Origin of the sequence: Aeromonas sp. s4, from assembly GCF_040907855.1 — a bacterium.
In the GTDB taxonomy this organism is placed as follows: domain Bacteria; phylum Pseudomonadota; class Gammaproteobacteria; order Enterobacterales; family Aeromonadaceae; genus Aeromonas; species Aeromonas caviae.
Genome location: NZ_JBFOCP010000041.1, coordinates 82898 through 98353 on the forward strand (window position 1 = coordinate 82898; position 15456 = coordinate 98353).

The 15456-nt window shown below is 63.7% G+C and carries 16 protein-coding genes; 3 read left to right on the forward strand and 13 right to left on the reverse strand.

What is annotated here, in order from left to right; translation table 11 throughout:
• From murP to AB5Y89_RS13790, 5 genes are all read right to left on the reverse strand, one after another.
• On the reverse strand, window positions 1-1078 hold a 1078-nt coding region (gene murP, locus AB5Y89_RS13770), incomplete at its 3' end, for a PTS N-acetylmuramic acid transporter subunit IIBC (protein WP_368223981.1).
• A gap of 98 nt (window positions 1079-1176) precedes the next feature.
• Window positions 1177-2073, reverse strand: a complete 897-nt coding sequence (murQ, locus tag AB5Y89_RS13775) for an N-acetylmuramic acid 6-phosphate etherase (RefSeq protein WP_368223982.1) — start codon at window positions 2071-2073, stop codon at window positions 1177-1179.
• A 266-nt stretch (window positions 2074-2339) separates the two neighbouring features.
• Window positions 2340-2543, reverse strand: a complete 204-nt coding sequence (locus AB5Y89_RS13780) for a hypothetical protein (protein WP_041212219.1) — start codon at window positions 2541-2543, stop codon at window positions 2340-2342.
• 159 nt (window positions 2544-2702) lie between these two features.
• Window positions 2703-3425, reverse strand: coding sequence for a MarC family NAAT transporter (locus AB5Y89_RS13785; RefSeq protein WP_214004973.1), 723 nt, complete (start codon window positions 3423-3425; stop codon window positions 2703-2705).
• Window positions 3426-3535: 110 nt separating this feature from the next.
• Window positions 3536-4852 (reverse strand): MFS transporter, encoded by a 1317-nt coding sequence (locus tag AB5Y89_RS13790; RefSeq protein WP_039040437.1) that lies wholly within the window; start codon window positions 4850-4852, stop codon window positions 3536-3538.
• Between the two features lie 154 nt (window positions 4853-5006).
• On the opposite strand from AB5Y89_RS13790, the gene AB5Y89_RS13795 reads away from it, so the two are divergent.
• Window positions 5007-5681, forward strand: a complete 675-nt coding sequence (locus tag AB5Y89_RS13795) for an ATP-binding protein (RefSeq protein WP_368223983.1) — start codon at window positions 5007-5009, stop codon at window positions 5679-5681.
• Between the two features lie 11 nt (window positions 5682-5692).
• On the opposite strand, the gene AB5Y89_RS13800 is transcribed toward AB5Y89_RS13795, so the two are convergent.
• Genes AB5Y89_RS13800 through AB5Y89_RS13820 form a run of 5 tightly spaced genes read right to left on the reverse strand, consistent with a single transcriptional unit; the run spans window position 5693 to window position 12174 of the window.
• The gene (locus tag AB5Y89_RS13800) at window positions 5693-6808 is read right to left on the reverse strand and encodes an HD-GYP domain-containing protein (RefSeq protein WP_368223984.1); all 1116 of its coding nucleotides are present in this window, start codon (window positions 6806-6808) and stop codon (window positions 5693-5695) included.
• Window positions 6809-6817: 9 nt separating this feature from the next.
• Window positions 6818-9484, reverse strand: a complete 2667-nt coding sequence (locus AB5Y89_RS13805) for a response regulator (RefSeq protein ID WP_368223985.1) — start codon at window positions 9482-9484, stop codon at window positions 6818-6820.
• Entirely contained in the window at window positions 9485-10555 is a 1071-nt protein-coding gene (locus AB5Y89_RS13810; protein WP_368223986.1) for a SpoIIE family protein phosphatase, read from the reverse strand.
• Between the two features lie 6 nt (window positions 10556-10561).
• On the reverse strand, window positions 10562-10936 hold the full coding sequence (locus AB5Y89_RS13815) for an anti-anti-sigma regulatory factor (protein ID WP_043154645.1): 375 nt from the start codon (window positions 10934-10936) through the stop codon (window positions 10562-10564).
• Window positions 10937-10953: 17 nt separating this feature from the next.
• Window positions 10954-12174 (reverse strand): PAS domain-containing protein, encoded by a 1221-nt coding sequence (locus AB5Y89_RS13820; RefSeq protein WP_103244124.1) that lies wholly within the window; start codon window positions 12172-12174, stop codon window positions 10954-10956.
• Window positions 12175-12338: 164 nt separating this feature from the next.
• Between AB5Y89_RS13820 and AB5Y89_RS13825 the strand changes: the two genes are divergently transcribed.
• On the forward strand, window positions 12339-12788 hold the full coding sequence (locus AB5Y89_RS13825) for an HAD family acid phosphatase (protein WP_234887522.1): 450 nt from the start codon (window positions 12339-12341) through the stop codon (window positions 12786-12788).
• A gap of 80 nt (window positions 12789-12868) precedes the next feature.
• Here AB5Y89_RS13825 and AB5Y89_RS13830 read toward each other — a convergent pair whose 3' ends face one another.
• Together AB5Y89_RS13830 and AB5Y89_RS13835 are read right to left on the reverse strand one after the other, a co-directional pair.
• Complete coding sequence (locus tag AB5Y89_RS13830) at window positions 12869-13723, reverse strand: neutral zinc metallopeptidase (RefSeq protein WP_069652304.1); 855 nt, start codon at window positions 13721-13723, stop codon at window positions 12869-12871.
• A 74-nt stretch (window positions 13724-13797) separates the two neighbouring features.
• A complete protein-coding gene (locus tag AB5Y89_RS13835; RefSeq protein ID WP_039040440.1) occupies window positions 13798-14061 on the reverse strand; it encodes a hypothetical protein in 264 nt (87 codons plus the stop codon).
• Between the two features lie 140 nt (window positions 14062-14201).
• Here AB5Y89_RS13835 and AB5Y89_RS13840 point away from each other — a divergent pair, with 140 nt between their 5' ends.
• A complete protein-coding gene (locus AB5Y89_RS13840) occupies window positions 14202-14723 on the forward strand; it encodes a GNAT family N-acetyltransferase (RefSeq protein WP_010672652.1) in 522 nt (173 codons plus the stop codon).
• Window positions 14724-14826: 103 nt separating this feature from the next.
• Here AB5Y89_RS13840 and AB5Y89_RS13845 read toward each other — a convergent pair whose 3' ends face one another.
• Entirely contained in the window at window positions 14827-15003 is a 177-nt protein-coding gene (locus tag AB5Y89_RS13845) for a hypothetical protein (protein ID WP_010672653.1), read from the reverse strand.
• Between the last annotated feature and the right edge of the window lie 453 nt (window positions 15004-15456).

Sequence of the window (15456 nt, forward strand, 5' to 3'; positions counted from 1 at the left end):
CGGCGCCGACCTGGCCGGCCCCTGCCAGCGCGAGGATGGGGAACAGGGAGTTGAAGCCCTGGGCATCCATCAGTGCGAAGTAAACGGGCACGAACCCCTGGTGAATGCCGAACATCACCGAGATGAGGAACAGACCGGCCAGTATGGCGGTACCGAACGGGTTGCCGTTGAGGTGGATGAAGAGCCAGGACATGCCGTTGTAGAGCTGCACCCCCAGGGGCATGATCAGGACGAAGGTGACGGCCCCCATGATCAGCAGGGTGATGCAGGAGGTCAGTATCATGTCGAGGCTGTCCGGCATGAAGCGACGCACCTGGCGTTCCACCGAGGCGCCGATGATGCAGGCGATCAGCACCCCGATGATGTTGCCACGGGGATCAATGTGGTGGCCGAAGAAATCGGTGATGCCTGAGTAGATGCCGCTGGTGGCTTGGGGGTCATAGCCCATCACAAACAGGGAGGCCAGAATGGCACCGTTGACCCCGGAGCCGCCGAACGCTTTCTGGGCGTTGTAGCCGATGAGAATGCTGAGGAAGCTGAACAATCCCTTGCTGAACAGTTTCATGTAACCGACCAGCTCCACCAGCATTCCGCCGGTGGCTGCGCCGTCCTGCAGCAGGGTCTGTTCGATCAGGGTAGCAAAGCCGAGCAGCAGCCCCGCGGCGATAAAGCCGGGGATCAGTGGTGTAAAAATGGTGGCAAACTTGGCCAGAAAGCGGTGGGCCGCACTGCTCTGTTTCTGCTTGAGTGCCTGCTTGTTGGCCGAGGCGATGTCGCCAAGCTCGGTGGGGGCCGCAGCCGGAGCCTCCAGCGCCCCCAGTCCTGCGCTCAGCATGCCGTTCATCAGCTCGCAGGCGGTCTGGGCCTTGCCCGGCCCCAGCACGATCTGGAACTGGTTGTCGCTCTCAATCACCCCCATGACGCCGGCGATGCGCTTGATGGTATCGCGATCCGCATGCAGGCTGTCCGCCAGGCTCAGTCGCAATCGGGTCATGCAGTGGCCGCAGTGGGTGATGTTGTCCCGGCCGCCGATGGCCTGGATGATCTGGCCGATCATGGTGTCAGTTATTTTTGCCATAAAGAACCCAGTCAGTCTGTGGTGTCAGCAGGGTGCCTGGCACCCCTTTCTCGTTATGTGATGGCCATCCCTGGCCTGGCCAATGTGCGGTTGGCCGATCAGTGGGTGCACTGGCTGATGAAGCCGTTGCTGCTTTGCAGGCGGTGGCGGGCCTCATCGGCCGTGAGTCCAGCCAGGATCATCACGATGGCGGTCTTGCAGTGGTTGTCCGCCTCGGCCAATGCCCGCTCTGCGGTGGTGCGATCGCAGTCGGTGGCCTCCATCACGATGCGCTTTTGCCGCTCCACCAGCTTGGCGTTGGTCGCCTCCACGTCCACCATCAGGTTGCCGTAGACCTTGCCGGTGCGGATCATGGCGCCGGTGGAGAGCATGTTGAGAATGAGCTTCTGCGCCGTGCCCGCCTTCATGCGGGAGGAGCCGGTGACGATCTCGGGGCCGACCACCGCCACCATGCTGATGTCGGCCGCCCTGGCCAGCGGACTGCCGGGGTTGCAGCTGATGCTGCAGACCGTGGCACCCACCGCGCTGGCGTGGGCCATGGCGCCCAGTACGTAGGGGGTTCTGCCGCTGGCGGCGATGCCCACCAGCACATCATTGGCGCAGAACTGGATGTTCTTCAGGTCCCGGGCACCCAGCTCTGCGTCATCCTCGGCGTTCTCGACCGCCTGCAAGATGGCCTTGTGGCCGCCGGCAATCAGGCCGACCACCTGCTCGGCAGAGACGCCATAGGTGGGCGGGCATTCACTGGCATCCAGGATGCCGAGCCGGCCCGAGGTGCCGGCGCCGATATAGACCAGGCGCCCACCCTTGCCAAAGGCTGCCGCGATGGCATCGACCGCCCGGGCGATTTCGGGCAGCAGTTGGCCCACCGCCAGCGCCACCTGCTGATCCTCCTGATTGATGACGCGCAGCATCTCCAGGGTCGACAGCTGGTCGATTTCGACGCTGGCCGGGTTGCGGGTCTCGGTAATCATGCTTGATAGGTCAATGGTCATCGTTTCCTCTGCTTAAGGTCATCGCCACTCCCGGCGTAAAACATCCCTCTCGATGATGAACATGATCATCGATTTTTGATTTCTATGATGAGATCAATGTCGCATAATTAATTATTCCATTTATTTCTAATTATAAGCTGTGAAAATTCCTGCACGGAGAGGGTTGGGTGGGACCGGGGTGATGCCGATGGCACTAGAGGGGGGAGAGGCTGAAGGGCAGCCAATAAAAAGCCCCGGCAGGCGCCGGGGCTGGGAAAGGGCTCGGGTCAGTTGACCGAAATGGCGCGGGCGTCGATGAAGAAGCGGGCGTGGCCGTGATCATCCACCCTTATCTGGGCGAGCAGGCGATCCTTTCGCTTGAACTCCCATCCTGTCTTGATCCGGGTCAGCGCGGGGCTGGCGGCACCGACCACATTCAGATACTCATGAAACAGGCTGTAGCTTCCAATCTCGGTCAGCATCTTTTCCATTTGCATATCTCCTCAAGTAATGGGCTCAGCACATGCCACGCTAGCGGCAACCTTCTGAACCCTGCCTGTACAAAAACCAGACTACCCCATCAAGATGAAGGCAATATGATCAGGCGCAAGATCACGAGGGATTTGCACGAAAAATGACACCGTTTTCAATCAGGGCTGGCGCGGCACGGCGAGATGATCGAAGGCGGTGGATCCGGCATGGGACGGCAAGGCGGCAGCGGGTTGTTCCATCACCTGACCATGGAAGACGGGATCCTGCGCCACCTCCTTGACGCCGTTGATGCAGAACTGCATACCCATGCACACCAGCAGGAAACCCATGATGCGTGTCATGGCGTCGATGCCGGTGGCCCCCAGGATCTTGCACACGGGATCTGCCAGCTTGAGCACACCCCAGCTGATCAGGCTCATCAGGGCGAAGGCGGTGACCATGGCGGCATAGATGACGACGCGATCGGTCTCGGCCGGCAGCTCGGCGATCTGGGCCGCGCCGCTGATCACCAGCGCCATGGTGCCGGGTCCGCACATGCTGGGCATGGTGAGGGGCACGAAGGCGATATTCTGGTTGGCCTCGACCCCGGCAGACTGGTTTGGCGAGGGGAACAGCATGCGAAAGCCGATGAAGGCGATGATGAGGCCACCGGCCAGGCGCAGGCCGGGAATGGAGATCCCGAACAGATCCAGGATGGAGGATCCGATGAAGAAGCTGACGCACAGGGTGGCGAACAGATAGAGGGCGGCCATGTTGATCTGGCGGCGGATGTGCTCGCGGGACATGCCCTTGCTCAGTCCCAGCAGCAGGGTGGCCGTGGTGGGCGGGTTGACCATGGGCAGCAGGGCCAGCAAGGCGAGAAAGACGACCTGGAAGAACATAGTGGACCTCGGGCAGATGGACGGATTGGGGGTGAGCGGGCGGGTCGCCACCCGGTCGATAATATCCGCAAAGAACAAGCCCCGACAGTGCGGGGCTTGCTTGGGAAGGATCAGGCGGCCTGCGGGGTGGCCTGGCGTTGGCCGCGCTGGCGCAGCCAGAGCCAGATGCCGAGCACGAAACCGAGGGCGGCCAGGCTGACCACATAGTGGGAGGGGGCCAGCACGTCCTCCTTCATCCAGAGGGTGACCAGCATGGGGGTGAGGCCGCCGAAGATGGCGTAGGCCACGTTGTAGGAGAACGACAGCCCGGAGAAGCGCACCACCGGCGGGAAGGCATTGACCATGACGTAGGGCACGGCGCCGACGATCCCCACCGCAAAGCCCGCCAGCATGTAGAGGGGCACCAGTTGATCTGTGCCCGCTGCCAGGCTGTGGTAGAAGGTATAAGTGGCGCCGGCCAGCAGCAGGGAGCCCAGGATGAAGGTAGGGCCGCTGCCGATGGCATCGATCAGGCGACCATAGACGATGCAGCCCAGGGTGAGGGCGACGATGGCCAGGGAGTTGGCGGTCAGGGCATCGGCCGGGCTGATGCCGTGCACCTTCTGCAGATAGGTCGGGGTCATCAGGATCACCACCACGATGCCGGCGGAGAGCAGCCAGGTCAGCAGCATGGAGACGACGACGCTGCCCTTGTGTTCACGCAGCACCGTCTTGAGGGGCAGCTCCTCGGCCAGGGACTTGTTGGCCTGCATCTCTGCGAAGACCGGAGTCTCGTGCAGCCAGCGGCGCAGGTACATGGCGACGATGCCGAACACGCCGCCGAGCACGAAGGCCAGACGCCAGCCCCAGTCGCTCACATCGCCCGGGCTCATGCCACGGTTGATGGCGGTGGCCACCAGGGAGCCGAGCAGGATGCCGGCGGTCAGCCCCGCGGTGAGGGTGCCGCAGGCGACACCGACCCGGCGGGCGGGCACGTGCTCGGCCACGAAGACCCAGGCACCGGGGACTTCCCCGCCGATGGCGGCCCCTTGCAGGATCCGCAGCAGCAGCAACAGCAGGGGGGCGGCGATGCCGAGCACGGCGTAGGTGGGCAGCAGGCCGATCAGCAGGGTCGGCAAGGCCATCAGGATGATGCTGAGGGTGAACATCCGCTTGCGGCCGATGAGATCGCCAAAGTGGGCCATGATGATGCCCCCCAGGGGGCGGGCCAGGTAGCCGGCGGCGAAGATGCCGAAGGTCTGGAACTGGCGCAGCCACTCGGGAATGTCGGCCGGGAAGAAGAGCTCGCCGATGACCACGGCGAAGAAGACGAAGATGATGAAGTCGTAGAATTCGAGGGCGCCGCCCAGCGCCGCCAGGCTCAGGGTTTTGTAATCCTGTCGATTGAGGGGGCGACCGTGGTCGTGCGATGTGCTGACTTTACTCATATCCTTATGTTTCCCATCGTTTTTTTAGTTATTCTCCCCGGTGTGCTGCGGGGATACGCTCACCCACGAGGGTATGCTTTTGTGTCCCGCAATGTAAATCGCACAATTCGCAACACTGTCTTGCAGCACGGTGCGGCAAGTAGCTGGAGAGATCATGACGAAGAAAAAGGTACTGCTCTCCTGGAGCAGCGGAAAAGACAGCGCCTGGGCCTTGCATCGCCTGCGCCAGGATCCGGCCATCGAGGTGGTGGGGCTGTTCACCACCCTCAACCAGGCGTTCGAGCGGGTGGCCATACACGGGGTGCGCAAGCAGTTGCTGCTGGCACAGGCTGAGTGTGTGGGCTTGCCGCTGACCACCATCGACCTGCCCTGGCCCTGCAGCAACGAGGAGTATGGGCGCATCATGACGGGCTTCATCGCCGATGTGCAGGCCAAGGACATTTACCACATGGCGTTCGGGGATCTCTTTCTTGAGGATGTGCGCGCCTATCGGGAGCGGCAACTGGCGGGGACCGGCATCACGCCGCTCTTCCCGCTCTGGGGCAGCGACACGACCGAGCTGGCGCAGGCGATGATCGACGCCGGGCTCAAGGCCAGGGTCTGTACCCTGGATCCGGGCAAGCTGGACGCCGGGTTAGGTGGTCATGAATTCGGCCCGGCCTTGCTGGCTGCCCTGCCCGCCGGGGTGGATCCCTGCGGCGAGAACGGGGAGTTCCACACCCTGGCCTGGGACGGCCCCATGTTCCTGCATCCCTTGCCCATCCGGGTGGGGGAGACGGTGCTGCGGGACGGCTTCGTCTTCACCGATCTGCTGCCCGCCACCGCCTAGTCGCGATTTGACTACCGCTCGCCCTTGTCGTCGTTGTAACGCAGGGCGATCTCGTGGAACTGCTGGTGGATGCGGGCAAAGGCGTCCGTGATGTCGGGGTCGAAGTGATTGCCTCGTCCCGCCAGTATGATCGGCACCACCTCCTGGTGGGACATGGCAGCCTTGTAGCAGCGCTTGCTGATGAGGGCGTCGTACACGTCGGCCAGCGCCATCAAGCGGGCCGAGAGCGGGATCTCGTCACCGTGCAGGCCATAGGGATAGCCGGTGCCGTCCCACTTCTCGTGGTGGTAGCAGGCGATCTCCTTGGCCAGTCGCAGAAATTCCACCTCTACCCCCAGCGCCTCCTCGGCATGGACGATGGCCTCCTTGCCGAGAATGGAGTGGTGCTTCATCTGGGCAAACTCGTCCGCATCCAGCTTGCCAGGCTTGAGCAGGATCCGGTCTGGCACGCCGACCTTGCCGATGTCGTGCAGCGGGGCCGATTTGAACAGCAGATCGATGGTCTTGGGGGTCAGCTCTGCACGAAAGCGGGCATGCTCGCAGAGGGTCTCCGCCAGCAGCCGCACATAGTGCTGGGTGCGCAGGATATGGTTGCCGGTCTCGTTGTCGCGGGTTTCGGCAAGAGAGGCGAGGGAGTGGATGGTGATGTTCTGGATCAGTTCGTTCTCCCGGGTGCGCCGCTCCACCTCCTGCTCCAGAAAGGCGTTCTGGTCGTGCAGCAGATCCCGCGCCGCTTTCAGCTCCAGGTGGTTTCTGACCCGGGCCAGCACGATGGCGGGGGTGATCGGCTTGTGGATGTAGTCGACGGCCCCCAGCGCCAGGCCGTGCGCCTCCGCACTCTCCTCCACCTTGGCGGTCAGGAAGATCACCGGGATCTCCCGCACCTGCGGCATCTCCTGCAGCGCCTGCATCACCTGATAGCCGTCCATCTGGGGCATCACCACGTCGAGCAGGATCAGATCCACCCGGGTGCCGGCCGAGAGGATCTCCAGCGCCCGCTGGCCGCTGATGGCGACCTTGACCCGGTAGTGGGGGCTGAGCAGGGCGCTGAGCAGGGAGAGGTTCTCCGGTGTGTCATCGACCACCAGCAGGGTGGGTTTGGTATCGGGATCCAGCAAGTTGAGCATGATGGCGCCTCACTCTTGGTTGAACAGATCGGGTCTGAGGGCCCGGACTTGTTGCAGATATGCCAGGGCATCGGCGAAGCGAAAACGGGTCATGGCATCGTGCATGGCCGGTGCTGCCTCGCCCAGCAGGGGAGCGAGCCTGGCCTGATTGCGCTGGAACAGGATGAAGGCTTCCGCATCGTCTTCCAGCAGCAGCCCGGTCAGCTGGTGCAGCAGGGGGGCCAGCTCGGCGGGGGTAGCCTCCGGCAAGCCGGGGGTGGCAGGGGCCGGCAGCAGTGTCAGCAGGCTGGCGGCCAGTTGCTGCTGCTGTTGCAGCCCCAGCTCGGCCAGCGGCAGCAGGCTGGTGGCATCGTCTCCCCGGGCGAGGGCGCTCTCCAGCCGGGCCGAGACATCCTGCAGCGACCCGGCCCCCAGCGTTGCGGCTATGCCCTTGAGGGTATGGGCCTGTCGATGCGCTTCTTCCCGGTCATTCGCCTGCAGGGCGGCCAGCAGGGTTTCCATCGGCTGACTCCCCTGGCGGGCGAAACGTTGCAGCAGATCCCGATACCACTCCCAGTTGTGCATCAATCGTTGCAGGGCTGGCTCGGCGTTGAGCCCGATCGCCTGCAACTGTGGCAGCAAGGCGGTGGCGGGTGATGCGTGTGAGGCAGTGAGCGTGCTGTTGACCTCGCGGCTGAAGGAGGTTGCCCAGCGCTGCAGGGCCGCATACAGCCTGTCGGGGTCGATGGGCTTGGCAATGTGATCGTCCATCCCGGCAGCGAGGCAGCGTTCGCGGTCACCGGCCATGACGTTGGCCGTCATCGCCAGGATCGGGGTGTGTTGCCCGATGTCTTCCCGCTCGCGCAACAGCCGGGTGGCGGCCAGGCCATCCATCACCGGCATCTGCATGTCCATCAGGATCAGGTCGTAGTGGGTCTGGGCCACCATCTCCAGCGCGATGGCACCATTGCCGGCGATGCTGACATCGGCACCGACCGCCCGCAGCAGCTCCAGCGCGACTTGTTGATTGAGCTCGTTGTCTTCCGCCAGCAGGATCCTGAGTCCGTCGAAGCGGTAGCGATGGGTCGCCTGCGGTGGTTTGAAGGTGAGTGAACTGGTTTGCTGGCCAAACAGGCCGATGACGGTATCGAACAGCACGGAGGCGCATACCGGCTTGACCAGCACCCGATCAAAGCCTGCAGCATCGGCCTGGCGAAAGACCTCTTCCCGTCCGTAGCCGGTCACCATGACCCGATAGGGACGCGGGCCCATGCCGCGGGCGATGAGGCGGCGACCGGTCTCGATGCCATCCAGCCCCGGCATGTGCCAGTCCAGCAATACCACTTCGTAAGGCTGTCCCTCCTGCTCGGCGCCGGCGATCATCTGCAGTGCCTGCTGGCCCGACTCGGCGGTGTCCACCACAAAGCTCATGCTGCGTAGCAGGGCGGCCATGATGGTGCGGGCGCTGGCACTGTCGTCGGCCACCAGCATGCGGCGCCCGCGCAGATCCAGGCTCGGCAGATAGCGGGATCTGCGCCTGCCCCTACCGAGTCGGGCGGTAAACCAGAAGGTGCTGCCCTGGCCTGGTTCGCTCTGTACCCCCACCTCGCCGCCCATCAGCTCCGCCAGTTTGCGGGAGATGGCGAGGCCGAGGCCGGTACCGCCGTACTTGCGGGTGGTGGAGCTGTCCGCCTGCTGGAATGACTGGAACAGCCGCTGCTGCTGCTCCTGGCTCATGCCGATCCCGGTGTCCTGTACCGAGCAGTGCAGCAACACCTCCTGGGGTTGTTTCTCCAGGCAGCTGACCTTGACCAGGATCTCCCCCTGCTCGGTGAACTTGACCGCGTTGTTGGCGTAGTTGATCAGGATCTGGCCGAGGCGAAGGGGATCGCCATAGAGCAGGGTGTCGAGCTGGTGGTCGACCTCGAACAGCAACTCTATGCCCTTGGCCTCCGCCTTTTCGCCCACCAGGGTGGCCAGATTCTCCAGCACATGGTCGAGATCGAATTCGATCCGCTCCAGATCCAGCTTGCCGGCCTCGATCTTGGAGAAGTCGAGGATGTCGTTGATGATGCCGAGCAGATGCTGGGCCGAGCGCTGGATCTTGCTGACATAGTCGAACTGCTGCGGATCGAGCCGGGTCTGCAGGGCGAGATGGGACATGCCGAGGATGGCGTTCATGGGGGTGCGGATCTCGTGGCTCATGTTGGCGAGAAAATCGCTCTTGGCCCGGGTTGCGCCCTCCGCCAGCTCATAGGCCACTTCCAGCTCCTGGTTCTTGGCCTGCATCACCGCAAACAGCTCGTCCCGGGTCGGTTCTGCGAACTGCTGCTGCATCTGTTGCAGCAGCAGTTCATCGGGCCCGCGGGGCAGGCGGTAGACCAGGGCGATGGCGTTGTCCGCGTGCGCGACCAATCGGATGCCACATGATTGGCGGCCGTCCGGCTCGGGGGGGATGGGGGCGTCAGCCGAGAGCGAGAGCCACAACTCCTGTGTGCTAGGCTCCAGCCACAACTGCAGTTGCAGCGGCTCCGTGTTCGCCACCAGCTGGCGTACCAGCTCGGAGGTGGCGCCCGCCAGCGGTGCCACGAAGGTGGGAGTTCCGTCGAGGCAGGTGAGTACCTGGATCACCTTGCGCCGGGCGGTGAGTGCCGCCGCCGGGCCTGACAGCAGGGTTTCGCCGATCAGTTGCCGCATCTAGTCCTCCTTTCCTGCCAGCACGCGCAGCACGATGCAGCTGGCATCGTCGGTGCTGCGGCCACTGTGGGCGATCACCTGGCGTGCCAGCTGGGCGGGCTCGGCGGCCAGATCCAGTGTACCGTCGCGCAGGTTGAGGGATTCGCTGATACCGTCCGAATAGAGCATCACCACGTCCCCCGCGACGAGTGGCTGGCGCTGCAGCAAGGGGGTGGGGAAGCGCTCTCCCAGCACCCCGTCGCGGGAGATGCCGCGCCAAGGCTCGTGGCCGCGCAGGCAGATGCGGGTATTGCCGATGCCGGCATAGCTCAGCTCACCCCGTTCGCCGTTGACCAGGGCCACGCCGGCGGCGGCGCCCCGGGTACCGATGCAGTGTTGGTGCAGCAGTTGCAACAGGCGGGCCGGTTCCTGCTCGCGGGTTTGCTGCAGCGCCGCCTCCAGCACCTGTACCAGCTTGTTGGCCGAGGCGCCGTGGCCGCTCACGTCGATCAGGATCAGCGATACCCCCTCCGGCCCCGGCCGGATGAAGGCCAGATCACCGGAGACCCGTTCCGGATAGCAGGGGCGGTTCTCGCTGGCCCATGTCAGCTGCAGGCCGGCGTGCAGCTGGCCTGTGCAGGCGAGAGGAGGGATTGGTCTGGATACCAGGGGCGCCGCGCCCAGCCACTTGCGGGCCTGTACCAGAGTTCCCCCTTCCGGCGGGGTGCTGATGGTGAGTTCCGACATCATGCGGCGCACGCCGGGCAGGCCTAGCCCCAGGGTGCCCGAGGTGCTGTAGTGATCCTGCATGGCCTGATGCACATCCCCAATGCCGGGTCCCTGATCGCGGGCGATGATGTCGATGCAGGGACGCCCGCTGGGATGGTGGAGGGTGAGGGTGATCTCTCCCCGCTCGGCGTATTTCAGAATGTTGCTGCCAAGCTCGGAGACCACGGTGGAGAGCATGGCGCGGTCCACCTCGGACAGGTTGGCGATGAAGGGGAGGCGGCGTACCGCCATCACCGTCAGGTGCAGGTCGATGTCGTGGCGCAGCGGGTAGCTGGCTTCTTGAAGGCTCTGTTCCAACTGCATGATGCGCTACTCCTCATCCTTGAGCGTCCTGCGAACATGGGCGAAGGCATCGTCCATGTCGAGAAAGCAGCGCAGCGGCCCGGGCTCGGCATCGGCCAGCGCCAGGAAGGCGGCGATCCCTGCATTGAGCCCAACCAGCAGGCAGACGGCACCGAGCAGGCGGCACACCTCGGCCAGTTTGCGTACCTGCCTGAATTCGTGGTGATCGAGCAGCATGACCCCGGAGAAGTCGAGCAGTACCGCGTGCTGGCGGCCCAGCATCAGCCGCTGGGAGAGGGCCTGCATCAGTTGCTGCATGCCCTCGTCACCGAGGTCGGGGCGCATGCTGACCACGATGCAGTCGGCCACGTCGGCGATGCCCAGATCATTGTTGAGCAGCATGCATCTCTCCTGGAGGCCTAGAGGGTGGATCCGACCCGCTTGAGGGCGATCTCGAAGGCATCCCGCAGGGTCGCCGTGGTGCGGATGTCGCCGACAGAGACCCCCAGCTCCACCATGGTGCGGGCGATGGCCGGCGAGACGCCGGAGATGATGGCCTCGCACCCCATGAACTGGGTCGCCTTGGTGATCTTGATCAGCTGGTTGGCGACGCCGGTATCCACGGTGGCGACTCCGGCGATGTCCAGTACGAAGACCCGGGCCCGGGTCTCGGCAATCTTGGTGAGCGATTTGTTCATCACGTCGGCGGTACGCATGGAATCGATGATCCCCACCAGCGGCAGCAGCAGGATCCCGTCCCAGATGGGGGTGACCGGGGTCGACATCTCCTGCAGCGACTTGTGCAGCTCCTCGCGCACCCTGGCGGCCTCTTCCGCCTCCTCCATGGCGCGCTTGAGCTGGTGATGCTGTTCTACTTGGGCTGTGATGTCGGTGGCAAACTTGACGATCTTGCTGGGCTTGCCGGTGAGATCCAGCACCGGGTTGTAGGAGCCCTGGATCCAGATCTCTTCACCCTGTTTGCCGATTCGGCAGAACTCTCCCGCCAGGAATTCACCGCGGCGCAGGGTTTCCCAGAAGGTGCGATAGTCGGCCGACTGGGCGTAGTCGGGATCGACCAGCAGCCGGTGGTGCTGGCCCTTCAGCTCTTCCAGCTGATAGCCCACTGTCTCCAGGAAGCGGGCATTGGCATCGAGGATGATGCCATCCAGTGAAAACTCCACCTTGCCCATGACCCGGCTCAGGGCGTTGAGCTGCCCCTCGAAGTTGGCGTTCAGCTGCTTCTGTTCGGTCAGGTCCATGGTGTATTCGATGACCTGAACCAGCGCGCCCTGTTCGTCCAGCAGGGGGCTGCAACTGCCTCGCAGCCATATGTCCCGCCCCTGCCGATCCCGGCGGCGAAACTCTCCCTCCTGTGCCTGCCCCGTTCGCAGCGCCTGCCAACGGGCGGCCTCGTCGGCGGATTCTGCTGCCTCCGCGGGGAACAGCATGCTGTAGTGCTGACCCTTGAGCTCGGCCAGCTGGTATCCCATGATGGCGAGAAAGCGGGGGTTGGCATCCAGAATCAATCCGTCTGGCGCGATCTCGAGCCGGGCCATCAGCTGGTCGACGGCCTCCAGTCTGGCCTGGGATGAAGCGGGAGTGACAGTATTCGAATGGGCAGCTGCGGTGTGCACGTCCATGGCATCTCCGGTAAATGGTGCAATTGATTTGAATGCCATTAGAAGGCGTACAGCAGTTATAGCCCACCGGGGCGAGAGCGGGGGACAAGAAGTGCCGAAAGAGCCTGCTGGCGGATGGGTCTTGGGCCTGGGGAGTTCGTCATGAACACCTTATATCGGGACTAATGTCCTTATCGCCCCGCTTTGCCCTGGTTGCCGCCAGCCTGACCCTGCCCGCCGTGGCAGTTGAAATCCCGACCAGCCCCGCCGGTGTCATTGCGGTGAGTCTGGCCCAGCAGGCCCCCCTTCACTGGGTGTCGGTGATGCAGATTGCCAGGAGCCTGGATGGGCTGCCGCCGATGGCGGTGGGTTTCGACATCGATGACACCCTGTTCTTCTCCAGCCCGGGGTGCTATCGCGGCAAGAAGGCGTTCTCCCCCAATGGTGAGAGCTGCCTGAAGAATCCGGCCTTCTGGGAGAAGATGAGCAACGGCTGGGACGCGTTCAGCGTGCCGAAAGAGGTGGGCAAGGCGCTCATCGCCATGCACTTCCCGCGCGGCGATCACATCTACTTCGTCACCGGCCGTTCGGCCAACTCCACCTACTTGCCGCTGCCGCATGGGAGGAGGAGGTGAGCGTCAACTCCCTGTACTGAGGTTCCCATGAATGGAAAAAGGGCCGGATCCTGTCAGGTTCCGGCCCTTCTTTTGGGCGTCTAGCGGGCGGCGAAGGTGTCGCAAGTGGCGGGCTTGCCGCTGTCAAAACCGCGTTTGAACCAGGCGAGGCGCTGGGCCGAGGTACCGTGGGTGAAGCTGTCGGGAACGACCCGGCCCTGACCTTGCTGCTGCAACCTGTCGTCGCCGATGGCCTGGGCGGCATTGAGCGCCTCTTCCAGATCGCCACGCTCCAGCACCTGCTCTTTTTCCATGTAGTGGCCCCAGACCCCGGCGAAGCAGTCCGCCTGCAGTTCGAGCTTGACCGACAACCGGTTCTGGGCAACCTGGCTCAGCCCCTGTTGCTGCTGGCGCACCTTGGTGGAGATACCGAGCAGGTTCTGCACGTGGTGGCCCACCTCGTGGGCGATCACATAGCCCTGGGCGAAGTCGCCGTCGGCCCCCAGCTTGTCGCGCATGTCCTGATAGAAGGAGAGATCGATGTAGACGGTGCTGTCGGCCGGACAGTAGAAGGGCCCCATCACCGACTGCCCCTGGCCGCAGCCGGTGCGGGTCGCACCGCGATAGAGCACCAGTCTGGGGGCCTGATAGTGGTTGCCGCTTTGCTGGAACATCTCACCCCAGGCGTCCTCCGTGGAGGCGAGCATCACCGAGGTGAAGCGGGCGAGGGGATCGTTTGCAGCCTGGGACGAGTTCTGACGCTGGGGCTGGCTCTGCGGGGCCGGATCCTGCAGCAGGGGGCCGAGGTCCACGCCGTAGTACCCCGCCACCATGACCACCACCAGCAGGATAAGGCGCCCCTTGCCACCGATGGGCAGGCCGCCACCCCCGTTGCCGCCGCCTTGCTGGCGTCGGTCTTCCACATTGTTGCTCTCACGGCGATCTTGCCAGCGCATATCCCCATACTCCCGTCATTGGTGGTGGCAGTAATGATAATGGCTGGCGCCGGGGCTTGCCTAATCGGCCCGGGTCATTCGGCCCAGGGCATCTCGGGCAGGCTGTCGAGAAACTCGCCGTAACGGACGAGGTTGAAGGGGCCCTGTTCGGCTTCCATGGCCATGAGTTCGGCGCCCAGGGCGCAGGCGATGTATTGCAGCGCCTCTTCCCGCGGGGTGCCCTTCATCACCAGGCGCATCAGGGTGGCTTTCACCTGGAGGGGATGGCCGTCGGCGAGCTGGTTCTCCACCATCTCCAGCAGTGTCTCTTCATCAAAAAATTCGGGGGTATCGGTCATGGCCGTTCTCCTGCCTGTTCCATGGGGTGGGCAGTATAGCGGGGACGCGGCTCCCGGGGGCGAAAATATCGTCCGGGTCTTGCCAAGGAAGCGGGGCGGGAGCAGTCTTGGACACTCTCTCTGCCGAACGAGCCCATGTCATGATCCTCTCCGAGCGCCTGGAACTGCGCGAACTGACCATTGTCGATGCCCCCTTCATTCTCGAACTGCTCAACGATGGTGATTTTCACCGCTACATCGGCGATCGCGGGGTGCGTACCCTGGCGGATGCCGAAAACTACATCCAGCAGGGGCCTGCGGTCAGTTATGCCCGCCACGGTCACGGACTCTATCTGGTGGTGCGGCGGGAAGACGGGGCCAGGCTCGGCATCTGCGGTCTGATCAAGCGCGATACCCTGCCCTGTGAAGACATCGGCTATGCCTTCCTGCCCGCCTGGCGTGGCCAGGGCTATGCCATCGAAGCCGCGCGGGCGGCCATGGCAGATGGCCGTGAACGGCTCGGCATCGAGCGGGTGGTCGCCATCGTCACCCCGGGCAATGAGCGCTCGGTCCGGCTACTCGCCAAGCTGGGGCTGAGTCAGGGCAAACGGGTCAGGCTGGGAGCCGGCGAGGAGGAGTGCCTGCTGCTGGAGGCGCCTGACAAGGAGACTTGCGGGGTCTAGCCACCGCTCTGGGAGCGGGGCCATGCAGACTATGACGTCAGGCAAGGAGGCCGCCGTGAGTTGCGGCCTGTCTGCATCGGGCGCTGCCGGTGGGCAGGCAAGGTCAGTTGAGCTCTTCGATGGAGAACTCGCCGGCGATGCCATCACAGGAGATGGCGAAGCCGCCGCTGAAGCGGGTGCTGAACTGGATCAGGAACGCATCGTCGTCGTGCTCTTGCACGGGCAGGTTGATGGGTTTGCTGCGACGCAGGGGTTTGCGGATCTGTACGTGTTTCATCATGGTATTTCTCTATATAAATTAAGTGTTTGCTCCTTGTATTGGCAAATGTCAGGTCAATGGGCGCGGTCAGCACGATGGCGGACGAGCGCGCAGGAATACCCAGCCCGGTTCAGGGGCGTCTGCACTTTCAAGGAAGGCGCCAAGGACCACGCGGATGCATGATGCTACTTGGGAGTGGGCAGATCGGGTCTGCACCGTGAGAGCCGGGCAACGCAGGCAGACAGCCTGAACGGTTCTCAAGGCGAGTAAATCAGAAGAAGGTTATGCGGGTACTGGCAGGATTCATCGTGAGGTGAAGCATTGCGAACATAATCAGGGCTGATTAACTAGCCGGCGCGCATTCTCTCCTCGAAATGTGTAAAAAGCAAACACTAATTGTGCGTTCACCCAGTCATTCCCTGTTTTTCACTGCCACGGGGACGGCAAAAGGGCTCCCGAGGGAGCCCTTTTCAT